This window comes from Streptomyces sp. NPDC096176 (assembly GCF_044763255.1).
Taxonomy (GTDB): domain Bacteria; phylum Actinomycetota; class Actinomycetes; order Streptomycetales; family Streptomycetaceae; genus Streptomyces.
In genome coordinates, this window is sequence record NZ_JBIWFV010000022.1 from 13,897 (window position 1) to 34,587 (window position 20,691).

19 protein-coding genes are annotated in these 20,691 nt (G+C 69.6%); 15 read left to right on the forward strand and 4 right to left on the reverse strand.

Going from position 1 to position 20,691, the window contains the following annotated elements:
* Positions 1 to 7: 7 nt before the first annotated feature.
* Positions 8 to 778, forward strand: a complete 771-nt coding sequence (gene prcA / locus ACIQ7Q_RS33895; RefSeq protein ID WP_403870976.1) for a proteasome subunit alpha — start codon at positions 8 to 10, stop codon at positions 776 to 778.
* 96 nt (positions 779 to 874) lie between these two features.
* Here the strand turns inward: prcA and ACIQ7Q_RS33900 are convergent, their stop codons facing one another.
* Positions 875 to 1,924 carry a LacI family DNA-binding transcriptional regulator gene (locus ACIQ7Q_RS33900; protein ID WP_403870979.1) on the reverse strand — a complete coding sequence of 350 codons (1,050 nt, stop codon included), beginning with the start codon at positions 1,922 to 1,924 and terminating at the stop codon, positions 875 to 877.
* Positions 1,925 to 2,068: 144 nt separating this feature from the next.
* Between ACIQ7Q_RS33900 and ACIQ7Q_RS33905 the strand changes: the two genes are divergently transcribed.
* The 11 genes from ACIQ7Q_RS33905 to ACIQ7Q_RS33955 all read left to right on the forward strand — a co-directional run bounded on the left by ACIQ7Q_RS33905 (position 2,069) and on the right by ACIQ7Q_RS33955 (position 13,437).
* Positions 2,069 to 3,340 (forward strand): MFS transporter, encoded by a 1,272-nt coding sequence (locus ACIQ7Q_RS33905; RefSeq protein ID WP_403870982.1) that lies wholly within the window; start codon positions 2,069 to 2,071, stop codon positions 3,338 to 3,340.
* Positions 3,341 to 3,349: 9 nt separating this feature from the next.
* Positions 3,350 to 4,711 (forward strand): Pup--protein ligase, encoded by a 1,362-nt coding sequence (gene pafA / locus ACIQ7Q_RS33910; RefSeq protein ID WP_356637603.1) that lies wholly within the window; start codon positions 3,350 to 3,352, stop codon positions 4,709 to 4,711.
* A gap of 132 nt (positions 4,712 to 4,843) precedes the next feature.
* A complete protein-coding gene (locus ACIQ7Q_RS33915; RefSeq protein ID WP_403870986.1) occupies positions 4,844 to 5,785 on the forward strand; it encodes an FKBP-type peptidyl-prolyl cis-trans isomerase in 942 nt (313 codons plus the stop codon).
* A gap of 64 nt (positions 5,786 to 5,849) precedes the next feature.
* Positions 5,850 to 6,221 (forward strand): FKBP-type peptidyl-prolyl cis-trans isomerase, encoded by a 372-nt coding sequence (locus tag ACIQ7Q_RS33920; protein ID WP_403870989.1) that lies wholly within the window; start codon positions 5,850 to 5,852, stop codon positions 6,219 to 6,221.
* Between the two features lie 126 nt (positions 6,222 to 6,347).
* Complete coding sequence (locus ACIQ7Q_RS33925; RefSeq protein ID WP_403870992.1) at positions 6,348 to 7,304, forward strand: helix-turn-helix transcriptional regulator; 957 nt, start codon at positions 6,348 to 6,350, stop codon at positions 7,302 to 7,304.
* Positions 7,305 to 7,319: 15 nt separating this feature from the next.
* Positions 7,320 to 8,393 (forward strand): helix-turn-helix transcriptional regulator, encoded by a 1,074-nt coding sequence (locus ACIQ7Q_RS33930; protein WP_403870995.1) that lies wholly within the window; start codon positions 7,320 to 7,322, stop codon positions 8,391 to 8,393.
* Positions 8,390 to 8,662 carry a hypothetical protein gene (locus tag ACIQ7Q_RS33935; protein WP_403870998.1) on the forward strand — a complete coding sequence of 91 codons (273 nt, stop codon included), beginning with the start codon at positions 8,390 to 8,392 and terminating at the stop codon, positions 8,660 to 8,662. The genes ACIQ7Q_RS33930 and ACIQ7Q_RS33935 overlap by 4 nt, the downstream gene beginning before the upstream one ends.
* A 45-nt stretch (positions 8,663 to 8,707) precedes the next feature.
* Positions 8,708 to 8,905, forward strand: a complete 198-nt coding sequence (locus ACIQ7Q_RS33940) for a hypothetical protein (protein ID WP_403871001.1) — start codon at positions 8,708 to 8,710, stop codon at positions 8,903 to 8,905.
* A 248-nt stretch (positions 8,906 to 9,153) separates the two neighbouring features.
* A complete protein-coding gene (gene tatA / locus ACIQ7Q_RS33945) occupies positions 9,154 to 9,444 on the forward strand; it encodes a Sec-independent protein translocase subunit TatA (protein ID WP_356637611.1) in 291 nt (96 codons plus the stop codon).
* 101 nt (positions 9,445 to 9,545) lie between these two features.
* Positions 9,546 to 10,451: a twin-arginine translocase subunit TatC gene (gene tatC, locus ACIQ7Q_RS33950; RefSeq protein ID WP_403871045.1), complete on the forward strand. Its 906-nt coding sequence runs from the start codon at positions 9,546 to 9,548 to the stop codon at positions 10,449 to 10,451.
* A gap of 157 nt (positions 10,452 to 10,608) precedes the next feature.
* Entirely contained in the window at positions 10,609 to 13,437 is a 2,829-nt protein-coding gene (locus tag ACIQ7Q_RS33955; protein WP_403871047.1) for a DEAD/DEAH box helicase, read from the forward strand.
* Positions 13,438 to 13,537: 100 nt separating this feature from the next.
* Here the strand turns inward: ACIQ7Q_RS33955 and ACIQ7Q_RS33960 are convergent, their stop codons facing one another.
* The 3 genes from ACIQ7Q_RS33960 to ACIQ7Q_RS33970 all read right to left on the reverse strand — a co-directional run bounded on the left by ACIQ7Q_RS33960 (position 13,538) and on the right by ACIQ7Q_RS33970 (position 15,878).
* Entirely contained in the window at positions 13,538 to 13,933 is a 396-nt protein-coding gene (locus ACIQ7Q_RS33960; protein ID WP_403871006.1) for a nuclear transport factor 2 family protein, read from the reverse strand.
* 117 nt (positions 13,934 to 14,050) lie between these two features.
* On the reverse strand, positions 14,051 to 14,902 hold the full coding sequence (locus ACIQ7Q_RS33965) for a siderophore-interacting protein (RefSeq protein ID WP_403871009.1): 852 nt from the start codon (positions 14,900 to 14,902) through the stop codon (positions 14,051 to 14,053).
* A 70-nt stretch (positions 14,903 to 14,972) separates the two neighbouring features.
* Positions 14,973 to 15,878 (reverse strand): 5'-3' exonuclease H3TH domain-containing protein, encoded by a 906-nt coding sequence (locus ACIQ7Q_RS33970; protein WP_403871049.1) that lies wholly within the window; start codon positions 15,876 to 15,878, stop codon positions 14,973 to 14,975.
* A 255-nt stretch (positions 15,879 to 16,133) separates the two neighbouring features.
* Between ACIQ7Q_RS33970 and ACIQ7Q_RS33975 the strand changes: the two genes are divergently transcribed.
* The 3 genes from ACIQ7Q_RS33975 (at position 16,134) to ACIQ7Q_RS33985 (ending at position 20,691) form a co-directional block, all read left to right on the forward strand.
* Positions 16,134 to 17,288 (forward strand): glycine betaine/L-proline ABC transporter ATP-binding protein, encoded by a 1,155-nt coding sequence (locus ACIQ7Q_RS33975; RefSeq protein ID WP_403871052.1) that lies wholly within the window; start codon positions 16,134 to 16,136, stop codon positions 17,286 to 17,288.
* Positions 17,281 to 19,905, forward strand: a complete 2,625-nt coding sequence (locus tag ACIQ7Q_RS33980) for an ABC transporter permease/substrate binding protein (protein ID WP_403871012.1) — start codon at positions 17,281 to 17,283, stop codon at positions 19,903 to 19,905. The genes ACIQ7Q_RS33975 and ACIQ7Q_RS33980 overlap by 8 nt, the downstream gene beginning before the upstream one ends.
* A 192-nt stretch (positions 19,906 to 20,097) precedes the next feature.
* Positions 20,098 to 20,691, forward strand: coding sequence for a helix-turn-helix domain-containing protein (locus ACIQ7Q_RS33985; RefSeq protein WP_403871015.1), 594 nt, complete (start codon positions 20,098 to 20,100; stop codon positions 20,689 to 20,691).

Consider the following 20,691-nt stretch of genomic DNA (forward strand, 5'->3'; position numbering starts at 1 on the left):
ATAGCCGGTGTCGACGCCGTTCTATGTCTCACCCCAGCAAGCCATGGCCGACCGGGCGGAATACGCCCGTAAGGGCATCGCCCGTGGCCGCAGCCTGGTCGTGCTGCAGTACGCCGACGGCATTGTCTTCGTCGGCGAGAACCCGTCCCGTGCGTTGCACAAGTTCAGTGAGATCTACGACCGCATCGGCTTCGCCGCGGCCGGCAAGTACAACGAGTACGAGAATCTGCGGATCGGCGGCGTTCGTTACGCGGATCTGCGCGGCTACACCTACGACCGCGACGATGTGACGGCCCGTGGGCTGGCGAACGTCTACGCGCAGACGCTGGGCACCATCTTCTCGAGCGCCGGTGAGAAGCCGTACGAGGTGGAGTTGGTCGTCGCCGAGGTGGGTGCCTCGCCGGAGGGCGACCAGATCTACCGGCTGCCGCACGACGGTTCCATCGTCGACGAGCACGGCTCGGTCGCGGTGGGTGGCAACGCGGAGCAGATCAGCGGGTTCCTGGATCAGCGGCACCGCGACGGCATGTCGCTGGCGGAGGCTCTGAAGCTTGCCGTTCAGGCCCTTTCCAGCCAGGCGAACGGCAATGACCGGGAGATCCCGGCCGACCGCCTGGAGGTGGCGGTCCTGGACCGCACGAGGCCTCAGCAGCGGAAGTTCAAGCGGATCGTCGGCCGGCAGCTGGCGCGGCTGCTGGAGGCCGAGGAGGGCGCGGCGACGCCGACGGACGCCCCTTCGGACATCGAGGAGCCGGAGGAGTCACAGGACGGGGAGTAGCCCCTGCGGCTGTTCGACGGCGCCCTGGACCGCTCGCGCGGTTCCGGGGCGCCGTCGTGTGGCCGCAGGGGGTGCGCGCACCCCCTGCGGCGCGGGTCAGGCGGCAGGGGGCGCCGAGGAGCCGCGGACGACAAGCTCCACGGGGAGGTCGCCCCCTTCGGGGCGGCGTCCGTCGAGGACGGCGAGCAGGGCGGCCATGCCGCGTTCGCCCACTTTCTCCGCAGGCAGGTGGACGGTGGTGAGCTCGGGTTCGACGGCGGTGGCGAGGGCGAGGTCGTCGAAACCGGTGACGGTGACGTCCTCGGGCACCCGCAGTCGCAGCCGGCGGGCGGCTTTGCAGGCCCCGGCAGCGAGGATGTCGTCGTCGCAGACGATGGCTGTGGCGCGCGGTCCGGGGACGGTGAGCGCGCGTACGGCAGCTTCGCGGGCGCCGTCGACGTCGAGAGGCGCGGGGACGGTACGGACGTGGGCGTCGACGACGCCGTCCAGTGCGGTGTGGAGCGCGCGGGCGCGGACGTCGAAGGTCCACGAGGTGACGGCGGACGCGAGGTGCACGATGCGCCGGTGGCCGAGCGCGAGCAGGTGGTCCGTCACCTGGCGCATGCCGTCGGCGATGTCGAGGTTGACGTGTGCGGCGGCGGCGGTGTCCGCGGGGTCGCTGTCGAGCATCACCAGGGGGAGGTCCGAGCCGCGGATGGCGGCGAGTGCCTGGGCGGCCATGGAGGACGCGATGACGCCGTCGAGAGCGGCGCGCGCGGAGGCGAAGGGGTCCTTGGCGGGGCCGACGCCTTCGGGCGAGGGGTAGAGGACGACGCCGAAATCGTGCCGGGCGGCGACCGTGGCGGCGCCTGTGTAGACGCGCGCGAAGAATTCGTTGGTGAGCGCCGGGACGACAAGGAGGGCGGTCCTGGTGCGGCCGAGGCGGAGGTTGCGGGCGGCGAGGTTGGGCCGGTAGCCGAGTTCCTGCGCGGCCTCGCGCACCACGGTGGCGGTGCGTTCCGAGACGCGGCCGCGCCACTTGTCGCCGAGTACCAGGGAGACGGTCGCCTGGGAGACACCGGCGGCGCGGGCCACGTCCCTGCTGGTGGGGCGAGTGGACTCCACTCCGGCGGTGAGGGGTCGGTCCTGCCGGGACCGGTGAGCCATGGGGTGCCGTCCTCGGCCGCCCGTCGGGGTGTCACGGGGTCCGGGGGCGGCGGCGCTGTGGACCCGCGGACTGTCGACATGGTACGTATGGAGCGCGACGTTATACGTAAAACCTCGACGGAAGCCGAGGGAGAAGGAGACGGCATGGCCGGCGGGTACGCAGACATTCTCAAGGCGCCGCACGCCGCTCGGCTGCTCACCGGCACCCTGGTCGGCCGGCTTCCCAACGCGACGGCCCACATCGCCATCGTGCTCTTCACCCGCGCCGAGGGCGGCAGCTACACCCTCGCGGGCGTGCTCGCCGCCGTGTACGGCCTCGCCACCGCCGTCGGTCAGCCGCTGCTGGGTCGGGCCGTCGACCTCTTCGGCCAGCCCCGGGTGCAGCTGCCCGCAGCCGTCGTCTCCGCGCTCGGCATGTTCCTGCTGGCCGCTGCCGGTACCGGGTCGCTGCTCGTCGCCTACGCCGCCGTGATCGTCGCCGGACTTTTCACCCCGCCGCTGGAGGGCGGCCTGCGGGCCCTGTGGCCGAGCGTGCTGGGGCGGGAGGACCGGGTGCACCGGGCGTACGCCATGGACGCGGTGGCCCAGGAGATCATGTTCACGGTCGGTCCGCTGCTCGTCACCCTGCTCGTGTCCCTGTGGTCGCCCGGTGCGGCGCTGTTCGTGATCAACGTCATAGGGGTCGTGGGCGCCCTGTCAGTCGTGATGTCCCAGCCGTCCCGTGACTGGCGTTCCGCTCCCCGCGAGGCGCACTGGCTGGGCGCGCTGCGCTCACCGGGACTGCTCGCGCTGCTCGGCGCGTTCTTCTTCGTCGGGATGGCCCTCGGCTCGATCACGGTCGCCGGCGTGGCCTACGCCGACGACCACGGCCGGGAGGCCGTTTACGGGTGGCTGATGGCCGCGCTGGGCCTCGGTGCCCTGGTCGGCGGCGTCGCCTACGGCGCGCGGCAGTGGGCCGGGCCGCCCGAACGCCGGCTGCGCATCATCGTCGGCCTGCTGGCCGTCGGCTACCTCCCGCTGATCCTCACGCCGGGCGTGGCCGCGATGACGGCGCTGGCGGCGGTCGCCGGTGTGTTCCTCGCGCCCGCGATCGCCTGCGCGTTCATCGTCGTCGACCGGCACGCGCCGCGCGGCACGGTGACGGAGGCGTTCTCCTGGCTGGTGACCACCTTCGGTGTCGGCGCGGCCGTCGGTACGGCCGTGGCGGGGCCGGCGGTCGAGATCGGCGGTACCGCATGGAGTTTCGCCGTCGCGGGCGCCGGCGGAATCGCCGCCCTGCTGGTTCTGACGGCCACTCAGCGGGTACTCGCTAATCCTGCTCGTACCGAGGGCATCAAGGGGTTTGGCCCCCAGACATCGGAAAATGATCGAAACGGTGCCGCCCAACCCGGTTTCAGCTCAGGCCGTGAGGCGTAATGTTCAGACATGGACCGCCGCATTTTCGGGCTGGAGAACGAGTACGGCGTCACGTGCACGTTCAGGGGACAGCGCCGACTGTCACCTGACGAAGTGGCGCGCTACCTCTTCCGCCGTGTCGTGTCATGGGGCCGCAGCAGCAATGTCTTTCTGCGGAACGGCGCCCGCCTCTACCTCGACGTGGGTTCGCATCCGGAATACGCAACACCCGAATGCGACAATGTGACCGAGCTGGTCACGCACGACAAGGCGGGCGAGCGCATTCTCGAAGGCCTCCTCGTCGACGCCGAACGCCGCCTGCACGAGGAGGGAATCGCGGGCGACGTCTATCTGTTCAAGAACAACACCGACTCGGCGGGAAACTCCTACGGCTGCCACGAGAACTATCTCGTAGCGCGCCACGGCGAGTTCTCCCGGCTGGCGGACATCCTCATTCCGTTCCTCGTCACCAGGCAGCTGCTCTGCGGCGCGGGCAAGGTGCTGCAGACGCCGCGGGGAGCGGTCTACTGCGTCAGCCAGCGGGCCGAGCACATCTGGGAGGGCGTCAGCTCCGCCACCACGCGTTCGCGCCCCATCATCAACACCCGCGACGAGCCGCACGCGGACGCCGAGCGCTACCGCCGGCTGCATGTCATCGTCGGCGACTCGAACATGTCGGAGACGACGATGCTGCTGAAGGTCGGCGCGACCGACCTGGTGCTGCGCATGATCGAAGCCGGCACCGTGATGCGCGACCTCACGCTGGAGAACCCGATCCGGGCCATCCGCGAGGTCAGCCACGACATCACCGGGCAGCGCAAGGTCCGCCTGGCCAGCGGCCGGGAGGCCTCTGCCCTCGAGGTCCAGCGCGAGTACTACGAGAAGGCTGTCGACTTCGTCGACCGCCGCGGCATCCGCACCGGAACGGTCGAGCAGGTCCTGGAGCTGTGGGGCCGCACGCTCGACGCGATCGAGGCGGAGGACCTCGACCGGATCGGCACCGAGATCGACTGGGTCATGAAGTACAAGCTGCTGGAGCGCTATCGCGCCAAGCACAACATGTCCATGTCCCATCCGCGGGTCGCCCAGATAGACCTCGCCTACCACGACATCCACCGCAGGCGCGGGCTGTACTACCTCTTGGAGCGCAAGGGACAGGCCGCCCGTATCTGCAACGACCTCAAGATCTTCGAGGGCAAATCGGTGCCCCCGCAGACCACCAGGGCGCGGCTGCGCGGCGACTTCATCCGCCGGGCGCAGGAGCAGCGCCGGGACTTCACGGTCGACTGGGTGCACCTCAAGCTCAACGACCAGGCGCAGCGCACCGTGCTGTGCAAGGACCCCTTCCGTTCGGTCGACGACCGCGTCGAAAAACTGATCGCCGGCATGTAGCGGCACGGGCGTCGCCGTCGCGGTCGCATGAGTGTCGGAACGTCACCCGGGCCCCGTACGTTTCACGTGCGGGGCCCTCGGCACGCCCTAGAGTGTCCGCATCTACCGAGCCGTTAGAGATCTGAGGAACACGTGCGCCGACTTGCCGGCCTGCTCGTCGTACCCCTGCTGCTGTTGACGACAGCGGCGTGCGGCGACGACAAGGGCTCCGATTCCGCCTCCACGTCGATGACGAACGGGCTGCCCACCATCACCGAGGGTGCGAAGTTCGGGGAGAAGCCGACCCTCGCCAAGGGTGAGGGTGAGCCTCCCAAGGACCTCAAGGTCAACGTCGTCAGCGAGGGCAAGGGCCAGAAGCTCAAGAAGGGCGACGTCGCCCAGGTCGACTATCTGGGCCAGGTCTGGGACGGCGAGGAGCCGTTCGACAACAGCTTCGACCGAGGAGAGCCGTTCCCCGTCACCCTCGGCGGCGGCGGTGTCATCGAGGGCTGGCAGAAGGCGCTCGACGGCCAGAAGGTCGGCAGCCGCCTCGAGGTGTCGATCCCGCCGGACCTCGCCTACGGCCCACAGGAGCAGCAGGGCATCCCGGCCAACTCCACGCTGGTGTTCGTCATGGACATCGTCAAGGGCACCACGCTCCCGACGTCCGCGAAGGGCAGCGAGGTCGCGCAGGACAACATCGACCTTCCGAAGGTCGGCACGAACACCGACGGCGAGGCGCCGTCGCTGACAGTGCCCAAGAAGGACGCGCCGGCCAAGCTGGTCTCGAACTACGTGATCGAGGGCTCCGGCCCCGCGGTCAAGGCCACGGACACGCTTTCGGTGAAGTACAAGGGCGTCCTGTGGAAGGACGGCAAGGAGTTCGACAGCAGCTACGCCAGGGGCAACGCCCCGGTGAGCTTCCCGCTCGCCCAGGTCATCCCGGGCTGGCAGAAGGGGCTGGAAGGCAAGAAGGTCGGCAGCCGTGTGCTGCTCGTCATCCCGCCGGACATGGCGTATGGCGACAAGGAGCAGCAGGGCATCCCGGCCAAATCCACCCTGGTCTTCTCGGTCGACATCCTGGCCGTTCAGTAGGCAGGCCGGGGCATTCTGCGAGACTGTCCCGGTTGATCGCACAGAGAACGCAAGGAGCAACACCGTGAGCATCGAGAAGCCCGAGATCGACTTCCCGGGTGGCGAGCCGCCGGCCGACCTGGAGATCAAGGACATCTGGGAGGGCGACGGCCCGGTGGCGAAGGCGGGCGACACCGTCTCCGTCCACTACGTGGGCGTGGCCTTCTCCACCGGTGAGGAGTTCGACGCGTCGTGGAACCGCGGCACCCCGCTGCGATTCCAGCTGGGTGTCGGCCAGGTCATCTCCGGCTGGGACCAGGGCGTGCAGGGCATGAAGGTCGGCGGCCGCCGCCAGCTGACCATCCCCGCGCACCTGGCCTACGGCGACCGCGGCGCAGGCGGCCGTATCGCCCCCGGCGAGACGCTGATCTTCGTCTGCGACCTGATGGGCGTCTGAGGCCGATCATCGAGCGGTAGTGCGAGGGCCCGTGCCTGGTGGCACGGGCCCTCGCTTTTGTCCGGACACCCCGGGGCGGTACGGTCGACGGGCGTAACGGACTTCATATGGAGGCGAAGGGCGTCGATGGCCATTGCCAAGGCCGAGCGGCTGATGAATCTGGCGCTGTGTCTGCTCGGGACCCGGCGGCCGCTCAGCAAGCGCGAGCTGCGCGGGTCCATCGAGGCCTACCTGGAGGCCGGTTCCGACGACTCCTTCAACCGGATGTTCGAGCGCGACAAGGATGATCTGCGCGAACTCGGCCTGGTGATCGAGACGGTGGAGTCCCTCGACGGCGACATCGGCTACCTCGCGCGCCGCGACAGCAACCGGCTGCCCCCCATCACCCTGGACGCGGAGGAAGCCGCCGCGCTGGGCCTGGCCGCCAAGGTGTGGCAGCAGGCGCGCCTCGCCGGGGCCGCCAGCGGCGCCCTCCAGAAGCTGCGCGCGGCCGGCATGCCGGAGACCGAGGACGCGTACGAGGTCCAGCACAGCGCCCTCGAACCGCGCATTCCCGTCCATGAGGCGGCCTTCGAACCGCTGATGCTCGCCTGCCGCGACCGCCGCCCGGTCGTCTTCGACTACCGCAAGGCGAACTCCGCCCGGCCCGAGCAGCGCCATGTCGAACCGTGGACGCTCGAATGCTGGCGCGGTCACTGGTATCTCGCCGGCTTCGACCGGGGCCGCGGTGCGGAGCGGGTGTTCCGGCTGTCCCGTATCACCGGCAAGGTCCGTTCGCGCGCGGGCTCGTTCACCGCCCCCGTGCCGGATGTCGTCACCGTCCGCGAGACCGTGGAGAGCTGGGCCGGCGAGACGGCGACCCGCTCCGCGCGGATCAGGCTGCGTGCCGGCTGCGGATATCCGCTGCGTTCGCGGGCCACCGCCGTACGGGAACTCGGCGACGGGTGGGACGAGTTGGAGATTCCGTACGGGCACGGGCTGGACGCCTGGCTCGTCGAGTTCGGTCCGGACGTCGTCGTACTGGAGCCCGCGGACCTGCGGGCCGATGTGGTCGACCGGCTGCGCGCCGTGGCCAAGGGCTGAGAGGACCGAGACGACATGGCCGCGAACGCCATCGACCAGACCCGGCGGATGCTGTCGCTGGTGACGTATCTGCGCGAGCGCCCCGGCGCCCGTATCGCCGATGTCGCCCGCGCCTTCGGCATCACCGAGGACGAGCTGATCTCCGACCTCGATGTGCTGCCCATGTGCGGGACCAGTTTCCGGGGCGGTGATCTGCTGGACATCGACACCGACGGCGAGCGGATCTGGTGGCGCAACCCCGACGCGTCCGGGGAGTCCACCGCGGAGCCGCTGCGGCTCGCCGCCGACGAGGCGACGGCACTGCTGGTCGCTGCGCGTGCCGTCGCGACGCTTCCCGGCCTGCGCGAAGGCGACCGCGAGGCGCTGCTGCGGGCCACGGCGAAGCTGGAGGCGGCCGCAGGCGAGGCCGCGGGCGCCAGCTCCCGGCTCTCGGTGACCTTCGAGTCCGAGGGCGGGGTCTTCGCCGACGTCGACCGGGCGATCTCCGAGCGGCGGCGGCTCTGGCTGCGGTACTACTCGCCCGCCCGTGACGAGCTGACCGAGCGCGAGGTCGATCCGATCCGGCTCTTCGCCGTCGGCCACACGTACATGGAGGCCTGGTGCCGCCTCTCGGAGGCGCGCCGGACCTTCCGCCTCGACCGCGTCGCGGAGATCCGGCTGCTCGACGCCCCGGCGGCGCCCCCCGAGATCGAGCTGCGCGACCTGTCGGAAGGCCTGGTCCAGCCGTCGCCGGACGATCCGGAGGTGGTGGTCGAGGTGGCGCCCGGTGGACGCTGGGTCGCGGAGTACTACCCGCACGATCGTGCCGAGGAACTGCCGGACGGTGGTCTGCGCATCACGCTGCGTACGCCGATGCCGTCCTCGTTGCGCCGCCTGGCGTTGCGACTGGGCAGGGACGGGCGGATCGTCTCCCCGCAAGAACTCGCGGACAGCGCGCGCACGGCGGCATGCGAGGCTCTGGCCGCGTACGACGCCGGGGAACCCGATGCCCGGGACACGCACGATGCCCGGGACACGCACGATGCCCGGGACACGCATGACGCCCGGGAACCGTACGGCAGTCAGGAACAAGGAGCCGGCGCCCCATGACCGTGACGCCACGGATCCCCTCGATGTCCCCGGTCCCGAGCCGGGTAGGGCCGGTCCTCTTCAAGGCTGCCTGTCCGGACTGCCGCGCCCGCTTCGAGCTTTCCGCGGGGGCGCTGCGCCTCGCCATCGGCGGCAGCCGCCGCACCACCTTCTACTCCTTCACGTGCCCCGAGTGCGGCTCGGCGGTCCGCAAGCCGGCGGGGGAGCGGATCGTGGAACTGCTTACCGGGGGCGGGGTCAGGACCCTGCGTCTGCACTCGACCGTGTGACGGCCCGGCTCGGAAATGACTCCAGGAACGGTCTAGGCTCTGCGCATGTTCTGGCCCATGCTCGCCATCGCACTCGGCTTCCTCGGGATCGCCGTCCTGGGGGTCCTCGGCATCAGGGTGTTCATCGAGGCCCGGCGTCTGGGCTCCGAAGTCGCCCGCACCGCCGCCCGTATCAATCGCGCCGCCGAGGACCTGGAGCGGGCCGCGACCGGTCTCGCCCGCTCCGGAGAGGCCCTGCGCTGAGCCACGGGTTCCCCTCGGCCCCCGCCGGAGAGCGCCGTCGCCCCCTCCTGCGGGCCGGGCCCGGGCGGTAGGCTGCTGGTGGCGGCACAGGTGATGAGGCGCCGACCGCTGACGTGAGTATGCACAGGGATTGCCCTGCGTTTACCCGTGCGAGTTAGGATCGCTGCCGTCGCGGTTCGGACATCTGTCCCCATCGCGGTCAGCAGCCAAGAGCCCCAAGCCGCCTCGGTGAGAAGGTAGACACAGTTATGTTCCGACAGATCGGCCCCACCGAGATCATCATCATCGCGCTTCTCATCCTCCTCCTGTTCGGCGCCAAGAAGCTCCCGGACATGGCGCGTTCGCTCGGCAAGTCCGCGCGGATCCTCAAGAGCGAGGCCAAGGCGATGAAGTCCGAGGGTCAGCCTGCGGCCACCCCGGCAGAGCCCAAGGACCCGGCGCAGGGCCAGACCCCGCCGTCCCGCACCATCCAGGCCGCGCCCGGCGATGTCACCAGCGCCCGTCCCGTGAACGAGCCCACCGACACCCCCCAGCGCTGACGCCCCAAGGCCGTTCGACCATGGCCTGCCGCACGAGATGAGGACGTGGGTTGCTCAAGCCTGCCCGCTCGAAACTTAAGGAGAAGGACCCCGAGGGGCGGATGCCGCTCGCGGACCATCTCCGTGAGCTCCGCAACCGGCTCGCGAAGGCGATGCTGGCGATTGTGATCACCTCTGTGGTCGCCGCCTTCTACAGCCAGGAGCTGATGGACCTCCTCGCGTCGCCGGTCCCCGCATGCGAGAAGGGGGATCTCACCACCGGCGGCAAGTGCGCGGTCATCGCGTACAGCAATCTGCTTTCGCCCTTCACCACCACGGTCAAGGTGGTCCTCATGGCGGGCATCATCGTGTCCTGTCCGGTCTGGCTCTACCAGCTGTGGGCCTTCGTGGCGCCCGGGCTGCACAAGACCGAGAAGAAGTACACGTACTACTTCGCCGCCGCGGCCATCCCTCTCTTCGTGGCCGGCGCCTACATGGCGTTCCTGATCATGCCGGTCAGCATGAAGGTGCTGCTGAGCATCACCCCGGAGACCGCCGCGAACATCCTCGAGGTCGACACCATCCTGGACTTCGCCGTCCGTATGGTGCTGATCTTCGGTTTCTCGTTCGAACTGCCGCTCATCCTGATCATGCTGAACGCGGCAGGTGTGGTGACGGGCCGCCGGATGCTCGGCTGGTGGCGCGGGTCCGTCATGGGCATCTTCGTCTTCGGAGCGATCGCCACCCCGTCGACCGACCCGCTCGGCATGATCGCTCTCTCCGGGCCGATCATCCTGCTCTACTTCCTGGCCGTCGGGTTCTCGCTGCTGAACGACCGACGCCGCCGCCGCAACAACCCCGACGCGGACCTCGACGACGACGAGGCCTCCGACCTCGATCTCACCCCCGCCGCCCTCGGCGAGGTGGAGTCCGTCTCGGCCACCGCCCGTGCCCTCCCCGAGCAGGCCACCGGCGAGGCCGACGGTGGGCGCTCGCACCGGTTGAACGGCTACGACGACATCACCTGAGGCGCAGCCGACAGGACAGAAGCGGGGCCCGCCGAGGCGGCGGGCCCCGCTTTTCGCATGCTTCGCCCCGTCCCCGCCGGGTATCCCATCCGGTAGATGCCTGGTCCGATTAAAGATCCGCTCACTGTCAGAGGCGGCGGGTAGGCTCATGAACAAGATGACCGAGGACCTCTCTCCCGCAGAGCGCTACGCCGCCGCCCGGATCCGCGCCGTCGAGGAGGCCACCGCGTTGGCCCCCTTCCGCGCGATGTACGACTTCGATCTCGATCCCTTCCAGATCGAGGCATGCCAGGCCCTGGAGGCGGGCAAGGGTGTGCTCGTCGCGGCGCCCACCGGCTCCGGCAAGACCATCGTCGGCGAGTTCGCCGTCCATCTCGCCCTGCAGCAGGGCCGCAAATGCTTCTACACGACGCCGATCAAGGCACTGTCGAACCAGAAGTACGCCGACCTGGTCAAGCGGTACGGCGCCGAGAAGGTCGGCCTGCTGACCGGAGACAACAGCGTCAACTCCGACGCACCGGTGGTCGTCATGACCACCGAGGTGCTGCGCAACATGCTGTACGCGGGCTCGCAGGCGCTGCTGGGCCTCGGCCATGTCGTCATGGACGAGGTGCACTATCTCTCCGACCGCTTCCGCGGCGCCGTCTGGGAGGAAGTCATCATCCACCTCCCCGAGTCGGTGACCCTGGTGTCACTCTCGGCGACCGTGTCGAACGCGGAGGAGTTCGGGGACTGGCTCGACACCGTCCGCGGCGACACCGAGGTCATCGTCTCCGAACACCGTCCCGTCCCCCTGTGGCAGCACGTCATGGCAGGGCGGAGGATGTACGACCTCTTCGAGGAGGAGACCGACCACGGCGGCCGCGGTGTCGCCCGCCGCGAGGTCAACCCGGACCTGGTCCGTCTGGCCCGGATGGAGAACCAGCGCACGTACAACCCGCGAGACCGCCGCCGCGGAAAGATGGTGCGCGAGGCGGACCGGGAGCGGGAGCGGCGGCAGCGCAACCGCATCTGGACGCCGGGCCGGCCCGAGGTCATCGACCGGCTCGACGCCGAAGGGCTGCTGCCGGCCATCACGTTCATCTTCAGCCGCGCGGCCTGCGAGGCCGCCGTGCAGCAGTGCCTCTCCGCCGGCCTGCGGCTCAACGACGAGGACGCGCGCACGAAGGTGCGTGAGATCGTCGAGGAGCGTACGTCCTCCATCCCGCGCGAGGACCTCCATGTCCTCGGCTACTACGAATGGCTGGAAGGCCTGGAGAGGGGCATCGCCGCGCACCACGCCGGCATGCTGCCGACCTTCAAGGAGGTCGTGGAGGAGCTGTTCGTGCGGGGCCTGGTGAAGGCCGTGTTCGCCACGGAGACGCTGGCTCTCGGCATCAACATGCCTGCCCGTTCCGTCGTGTTGGAGAAGCTCGTCAAATGGAACGGCGAGCAGCACGCCGACATCACCCCAGGTGAGTACACCCAGTTGACCGGCCGCGCCGGCCGCCGCGGCATCGACGTCGAGGGCCATGCGGTGGTCCTGTGGCAGCGGGCCATGGACCCCGGCGCCCTCGCCGGACTCGCCGGCACACGCACGTATCCGCTGCGCTCCAGCTTCAAGCCGTCGTACAACATGGCGGTCAACCTGGTGCAGCAGTTCGGGCGGCACCGCTCGCGCGAGCTGCTGGAGACCTCGTTCGCCCAGTTCCAGGCGGACAAGTCGGTCGTCGGCATCTCCCGTCAGGTGCAGCGCAACGAGGAGGGGCTCCAGGGCTACCGCGAGGGCATGACCTGCCACCTCGGCGACTTCGAGGAGTACGCGCGGCTGCGCCGGGACCTGAAGGACCGTGAGACCGAACTGGCCAAGCAGGGCGCCGCGCAGCGCCGCGCGGCCGCCGCCGCGTCGCTGGAGAAGCTGAAGCCGGGAGACGTCATCCACGTCCCGACGGGCAAGTTCGCCGGTCTGGCGCTGGTGCTCGACCCCGGTGTCCCGGCCGGCCGGACCAACGGCCACCGCGGCTTCGAGTACCATGACGGGCCCCGGCCGCTCGTGCTGACCGCCGAGCGGCAGGTCAAGCGGCTGGCGTCCATCGACTTCCCGGTTCCGGTCGAGGCGTTGGAGCGGATGCGCGTCCCGAAGTCCTTCAACCCCCGCTCCCCGCAGTCACGTCGGGACCTCGCGTCCGCGCTGCGGACCAAGGCCGGGCACATCGAGCCGGAGCGGCACCGCAGGCAGCGGTCCGCCGCCGCCGACGACCGTGAGATCAACAGGCTGCGCGCGGAGCTGCGCGCCCACCCCTGCCACGGGTGCGACGAGCGTGAGGACCACGCCCGTTGGGCCGAGCGCTACCACCGCCTTCAGCGGGACACCCGCCAGCTGGAGCGCCGTATCGAGGGCCGGACGAACACGATCGCCCGGACCTTCGACCGGATCGTCGCTCTGCTCACCGAGATGGACTACCTCCGCGACGACGAGGTCACCGAGCACGGCAAGCGCCTGGCCCGGCTGTACGGCGAGTTGGACCTGCTGGCCAGCGAGTGCCTGCGGGAGGGCGTCTGGGAAGGACTGAATCCCGCCGAACTGGCCGCGTGCGTCTCCGCGTTGGTCTACGAGGCGCGCCAGTCGGACGACGCGGTGGCGCCCAAGGTCCCCGCCGGCAAAGCGAAGGCGGCGCTGGGCGAGATGGTCCGCATCTGGGGCAGGCTGGACGCCCTGGAGGAGGAGTTCAGGATCAACCAGGCGGAGGGCGTAGGGCAGCGGGAGCCGGATCTCGGCTTCGCCTGGGCCGTCCATCAGTGGGCGTCCGACAAGGGGCTGGACGAGGTGCTGCGCGAGGCGGAGATGCCCGCGGGCGACTTCGTGCGCTGGTGCAAGCAGGTCATCGACGTGCTCGGCCAGATCGCCGCGGCCGCGCCCAGGGAGAACAGCACCGTCGCGAAGAACGCCCGCAAGGCGGTCGACGGGCTGCTGCGCGGCGTGGTGGCGTACAGCTCGGTCGGCTGAACCTCGCCTCGAGCCCACGGCCCCGGCGCACCGCCGGGGCCGTGGGCTCGATTCGAAAGTCTCCGACTGACGTCGGCTCAGCTCCTCGGCTGTCAGCTCGTCAGCTCCAGAAGGCGTCCACCTCGTCGAGATCCTCCGTGCACTCGTCGATGTCGGTGACCTTGCCGCCCACGATCGTGAAGAACAGCCCTACGCGGACCTCGATCCCGCGGTCGCCGCGGTCGGCCCGGACCGTGTGGAACGACATGACATGGCCGCGCCCGTCAGCGAGCACCGCCTCGACCTGGATCTGCATGGTGCCGTTGGTCTCCTGGCCCATGCGCCGGTACACATCCAGGATGGCGTCCCGGCCCTTGTGGTGTCCGGAGAGCAGGTTGTTGCCGGGTACGTGGTAGACGGCGTCGGCGGTCATCAGGCTGCCGAGTGTGTCCATGTCGTCGGCGACGAACGCGGTGTAGCCCCGGCGGACCAGGGCGCAATCAGGATGCTCAGACATGGCGATCCATACCTTCCGTCCCTAGATTTCCCGTTCCATCTCATCATCCGCTGCGCCAGATCCACTGTCCACGGACGGTGCTGCGGCCGGAGCGACGAGCTGGAGGAACGCTCCTTGTCAGGACGCGCGTTCCTGCTCCCGCTCCACCTGCTCGTTCCACTCCCGCTTCACCGCGCGCCACGCCTCGTCCGTCTTGCCCAGCCGCCAGTACCCCGAGATCGACAGCTGCTCCTGCGGGATCCCGCGGTCCACCCGCAGCAGTCGCCGCAGGTCCTTCACGCAGGCCGCCTCGCCGTGCACGAACGCGCAGACGCGTCCCTCCGGAAAGTCCAGCGCCGTCACCGCCGCGACCAGGGCCTCGCCGACCGGACGGTCGCCCCGGTGGAGCCAGGTGATGTCGACGCCGTCCGGGGCGGCGATCTTCTGCTCGTCGTCCGGGCCGTCGACCTCCACGAAGGCGTGGGCGGTCGTGCCCGCCGGCATCCGCTCCAGCGCTGCCGCGATCGCGGGCAGGGCGCTCTCGTCGCCGGCGAGCAGGTGCCAGTCCGCCTCGGGCGCAGGGGCGTAGCCCCCGCCGGGGCCCAGGAACCGCATGGTCTCGCCGACCTGTGCCCGGGCCGCCCACGGGCCCGCGAGGCCCTCGTCCCCGTGGACGACGAAGTCGATGGTCAGCTCGCGGTGGACGGCGTCCCAGCTCCGCACCGTGTACGTGCGGTTCGCGGGCCACTGGTCACGCGGGAGTTCCTGACGGATGCGGTCCATGTCGAACGGCTCCGGGTAGCGGACGCCCTCGGCCGGGAAGATCAGCTTGACGTAGTGGTCCGTGAACTCGCCGAGTTCGAACGCGGCCAGTCCCTCACCGCCCAGGACCACCCGCACCATGTGCGGGCTGACCCGCTCGGTGCGCACCACCTTCGCCTCGTGGACCTTCGGTGACGTGCGGGCCGGTCGTTCCGCTCGGTCTGCCACGGTGCTACTCCCCTGGACGATCGTTGCTTAGGCTTGCCTAAGTTAACATCCCGCCCGGAGGAGATGCGTCTCAACGCCGCAGAGCCGACACCAATCGCACCACTGCCCCGCCCAGCCCCCACCGCTCCGCCAGCTCCTCGAGCGCGACCGGATCGCGGGGAGCGCTCGGCAGTGAGGCGTCGAAGTCGGGCAGTGCCACGTCGGCGGCGACCCTGACGACCTTCGGTGCGACGGCGATGTACGCCCTCGCCTCGTCCAGTCGGCGGCGCTGCGCGGGCGTCAGCCTGGACGTGCGGTCGCCGACCGCCGCCATGATCCCGTCCAGGTCGCCGTACGCGTCGAGCAGCTTGGCCGCGGTCTTCTCGCCGATCCCGGGCACGCCGGGCAGCCCGTCGCTCGGGTCACCGCGCAGCAGGGCCAGGTCGACGTAACCAGGACCGTCCACGCCGTACTTCTGGCGCAGCCACGCCTCGTCCGTCGCCTGGAGTGTGCCGACCCCCTTGAGCGGATACAGCACCCGCCGCTCCCGCGCGTCGTCGACGAGCTGGAACAGGTCGCGGTCGCCGGTCACGATGTCCACGGGGCCGGTGGCCCGCGCGGTCAGGGTGCCGATGATGTCGTCCGCCTCGTAACCGTCGGCGCCCACGCGGGCGATGCCGACCGCCGCCAGCACGGCCTCGATCACCGGGATCTGGGGAGTGAGGGTGTCGGGGACCTCCTCCTCGTCCGGGCCGAGCTCGTGCTCCTCCGCGACACGGTGCGCCTTGTACGAGGGGATGAGATCCACCCGCCACTGCGGGCGCCAGTCGTTGTCCCAGCAGGCAACAACGTCGTCCGGCCGGTGGTCCTGGACCAGTCGCGCAATGAAGTCGAGCAGCCCGCGCACCGCGTTGACCGGTGTGCCGTCGGGCGCCCGCACCGAGTCGGGGACTCCGTAGTAGGCGCGGAAATAGAGGGAAGCGGTGTCGAGGAGCATCAGGCGTCGCGTCACAGGCACGATGATGCCGCACACCACCGACAGTGACCCGCGGCCCGCCCCGAGGCCGGAAAACGACTCCCTGGTGAACTGGATCACACTTCCGTTTGACCTGTGCAGGTCGGGGCAGGTGCGCGCCCGGAGCGGACCCGGTATCGATTTCAACAATTGCATCGGGCAATGGGCAGACCCCTCACGCTCCACGGCCTGCCCGCGGGGGTGGCGGGCCGTTTCGGTCCGACCCGTGAGGTGTATGTGTCCAGGCTGCAGGCCGAGCACTTGTACAAAGTGTTCGGCAGACGACCCGACGAAGCGGTCTCCAGGCTCGAAAGCGGCGCCGACCGCGACGAGCTGCGTGAAGAAGGAACGACCGCCGCGGTCATCGACGCCTCCTTCACCGTCGAACCGGGTCAGATATTCGTCGTCATGGGTCTGTCCGGATCCGGCAAGTCCACCCTGCTCCGCATGCTCAACGGGCTGCTGGAGCCGACCGCCGGACGTGTGCTGTTCGACGGCCAGGACCTGACCGCGCTGAGCGCCCGCGAACTGCGCACCGTGCGCTCCACCAAGATCAGCATGGTGTTCCAGCACTTCGCGCTCTTCCCGCACCGAAGCGTTCTCGAGAACGCCGGCTACGGCCTCGAGGTCCAGGGAGTCCCCCGCGCCGAGCGCGACAAGCGCGCCGCGGAGGCACTCGAGCTGGCCGGACTCGCCGGCTGGGAGAACTCCTGGCCCGACGAGCTCTCCGGCGGCATGCAGCAGCGCGTCGGCCTCGCCCGCGCGCTCGCCACGGACGCCGACCTGCTGCTGATGGACGAGTCCTTCAGCGCCCTCGACCCGCTGATCCGCCGCGACATGCAGGATCAGCTGCTGGAGCTGCAGAAGCGCCTCAAGAAGACCATCGTCTTCATCACCCACGACCTCAACGAGGCCATGCGTCTCGGCGACTCGATCGCGGTGATGCGCGACGGCCGGATCGTCCAGCTCGGCACCGCCGAGGACATCCTCGTCACCCCCGCCAACGACTACGTCGCCTCCTTCACCCAGGACGTCGACCGCTCCCGTGTGCTCACCGCCGGCGCGATCATGGCCGACCCCGAGACGGCGTACGGCGCGAGGACGGACAGCGGCAAGGAACTGCGCAACGCCAAGGACGTGCTGGCCGCCGCGCCCGCCACCGTCGCGGCGGACACGCCGATCATCGAACTGTTCACGCCCTGCTCCACGAGCGGGGTCGCTGTCGCCGTCGCCGACGACGAGGGCGAACTGATCGGGGTCGTACCGCGTGCCCGGCTGCTCGCCGTTCTCGGCGAGCCCATGAGCCCGACCGCGCCCACCGTGGCGGCGCAGTCCACACCCGCCGCCGTGACGCCCGCCGTCACGGCGGACAAGGCGGTGGCCAGTGCCTAGGCTCCACCTCGGCGACTGGGTCGACAACGGTGTCGACTGGCTCCAGCGCCATCTTTCCTGGCTGTTCGACGCGATCAGCTCGCTCGTCACCGGGATGTACGACGGCATCGACGCGGCCCTCTCCGCGCCCGAACCGCTGCTCTTCGCCGGCATTCTCGCGGTTGTCGCCTGGTGGCTGCGCGGGCTGCTCGCCGGTGTGCTCGCCTTCGCGGGATTCGTGCTGATCGACTCCATCGAGCTATGGGAAGACGCCATGTCGACCCTGTCGCTGGTGTTGGTCGCCACCATAGTGACGCTGGTGATTGCCGTCCCGCTCGGCATCTGGGCCTCGCGGTCCAGGACGGTCAGCACGATCATCCGGCCGGTGCTCGACTTCATGCAGACCATGCCGGCGATGGTCTACCTGATCCCCGGCATCATCTTCTTCGGCGTCGGCGTCGTCCCCGGCATCATCGCCACCATCGTCTTCGCGCTGCCGCCGGGCGTCCGGATGACCGAACTCGGTATCCGTCAGGTCGACGAGGAGCTCGTCGAGGCCGCGGAGGCCTTCGGCACCACGCCCCGTAACACGCTGCTCGGTGTGCAGCTCCCGCTCGCCCTGCCCACGATCATGGCCGGCATCAACCAGGTCATCATGCTGGGCCTGTCCATGGTCGTCATCGCCGGCATGGTCGGCGGTGGCGGTCTCGGCGGGGCCGTCTACCGGGCCATCGGCAACGTCGACATCGGCCTCGGCTTCGAGGCGGGCGTCTCCATCGTGATCCTCGCGATGTACCTGGACCGGATCACCGGCGCGCTGGGCCGCCAGGTCTCGCCGCTCGGCCGCCGCGCCCTCGCCAAGGCGCGCGCCATGACCGGCCGGCTGAAGATCTGGGACCACCGTCCGCAGCCCGCCGTCGCTGTCGTCGGCATCGTCGTCCTCGCGCTCGTCGCGGGCGGCATGGGCATGTTCGGCGGCGCCAAGACGGACACCGCCGACGCGCCCCGGATCGGGGACGGCAAGAAGGTGTCGATCGGCTACATCCCATGGGACGAGGGCATCGCCTCCACCTTCCTGTGGAAGGAGCTGCTGGAGCAGCGCGGCTTCGAGGTCGACACCAAGCAGCTGGAGGCCGGCTCTCTGTACACCGGCCTCGCGGGCGGCCAAATCGACTTCCAGACCGACGCCTGGCTGCCGGTCACCCACGCCTCGTACATGGAGAAGTACCAGGACAAGCTCGAGGACCTGGGTTCCTGGTTCGGCCCCACGTCGCTGGAGCTGTCCGTCCCCTCGTACATGAAGGGCATCGACTCCCTCGAGGACCTCAAGGGCAAGTCGGACCAGTTCAAGGGCCGGATCGTCGGCATCGAGCCGAGCGCCGGAATGATGGGCATCCTCAAGGACAAGGTCCTGAAGGACTACGGCCTCGAGGGGGAGTACAAGGTCGTCGACGGCTCGACGCCCGGCATGCTGGCCGAGCTGAAGCGCGCGTACGACAAGAAGGAACCCATCGTCACCACCCTGTGGTCGCCGCACTGGGCCTACAGCACCTACGACCTGAAGAAGCTCAAGGACCCCGAGGGTTCCTGGGGCAAGGGCGACGGCGTGCACACGCTCGCGCGCAAGGGCTTCTCCGCGGAGAACCCCGAGGTAGGCAAGTGGCTCAAGAACTTCAAGATGACCGAGGAGCAGCTCACCGGTCTCGAGGCGAAGATCCAGGAGACCGGCAAGGGCAACGAGCAGGAAGCCGTCCGTGCCTGGCTGAAGGACAACCCCGGTCTCGCGGACAAGTGGGCGCCCGCCGGCAAGGGCGGCAAGGCGGCCAAGGGCGGCAAGGACGAACGCGACCGTCCCCTGGAGGTCGCCTGGTTCCCGTGGGAGGAGGACATCGCCGCCACGTACCTGTGGAAGGCGGTCCTCGAGGAACGCGGCTACACGATGAACCTCAAGCAGTTCGAGGTCGGCCCGATGTACACCGCGCTCTCCCGCGGCCAGATCGACGTGCAGTTCGACGGCTGGCTGCCGACCACACAGAAGAAGTACTGGGACAAGTACGGAGACAAGCTCACCGACCTCGGCTCCTGGTACGGACCCACGTCCCTCGAGATCGCCGTTCCCTCGTATGTCGAGGGGGTCGACTCCCTCGACGATCTCAAGGGCCGCGGTGACGAGTTCGAGGGCCGCGTCGTCGGCATCGAGCCCGGTACCGAGACCATGAACATCCTCAAGAACAAGGTCCTGCCGGACTACGGGCTCGACGAGGAGTACAAGATCGTCGACAGCTCCACGCCCGGCATGCTCGCCGAGCTGAAGCGCGCGTACGCCAAGAAGGAGCCCATCGCGGTCATGCTGTGGACCCCGCACTGGGCGTACAGCGAGTACGGGCTCACCAAGCTCGCCGACCCGAAGAAGTCCTTCGGCACGGGCGACGAGATCCACACCGTCGCCTCCGAGGACTTCCCCCGGCAGTACCCGCAGCTCACCAAGTGGTTCAAGGACTTCAAGCTCAGCGAGAAGCAGCTGGCGGGCCTGGAGAACGCAATCCAGAAGCGTGGGACCGGGCACGAGGAAGCGGCGGTGAAGGCCTGGATGGAGGAGCAGAACCCGGGCATCGCGGACGAGATCGCTCCTCAGTAGTCGCCCGGACACGTCTAGCCTCATCGATCACGCGAAGGGGTGGGTCCCGCCGAACCGGCGGGACCCACCCCTTTCCGGTGTCGCTTTCGGCCGGTCCGCCCCCTGTGGACCCCGAGCTCATGCGCTTGTCGAGTACGGGTGGGCGGATGGTGCGTATGGTGAGACAGGACCCAGGGGAGGGGAGCCCGGCCCATGGACGCGAAGGACGCGAAGAACACCAAGGAGAGGGAAGAGCCCCTCCGGGTGGGAGCGGCCGTGCGCAAACGCCGCAGGGCCCTCGGACTCACGCTTGCCGCCGTCTCGGCGCGCAGCGGCCTCTCGGTGCCCTTCCTCAGCCAGATCGAGAACGAGCGCGCCCGCCCCAGCATGCGCTCGCTCAAAGGCGTCGCCGACGCCCTCGACACCACGGCGGAGCGGCTGCTCGCCGCATCCGACGCCGCCCGTACGGTCGACGTCGTACGAGCCGGGGACGACGCCAGGTCAGCCGGCCCCGCAGAGGGCATCCGAGCGCTGGTACGCGGACAGCACCAGCTGCACGCCCTCGAATTCAGCGGCGAACAGGAGACCGGCCGCGAGTTCGAGCACCGCAACGACGAGCTGCTGTACGTGGCGGACGGAGCCGTCGAGGTCGAGGCGGAGGGCCGGGCCTACCGGCTCGGCCCCGGCGACGCGCTGTTCCTGTCCGGCGGCGTGCGGCACCGCTGGCGCGCCACCACCTCCGACACCCGCATCCTCGTCGTCGCGGTCTCCGACCACATCGCGACGACACGCGACCCGCGCGGCTGA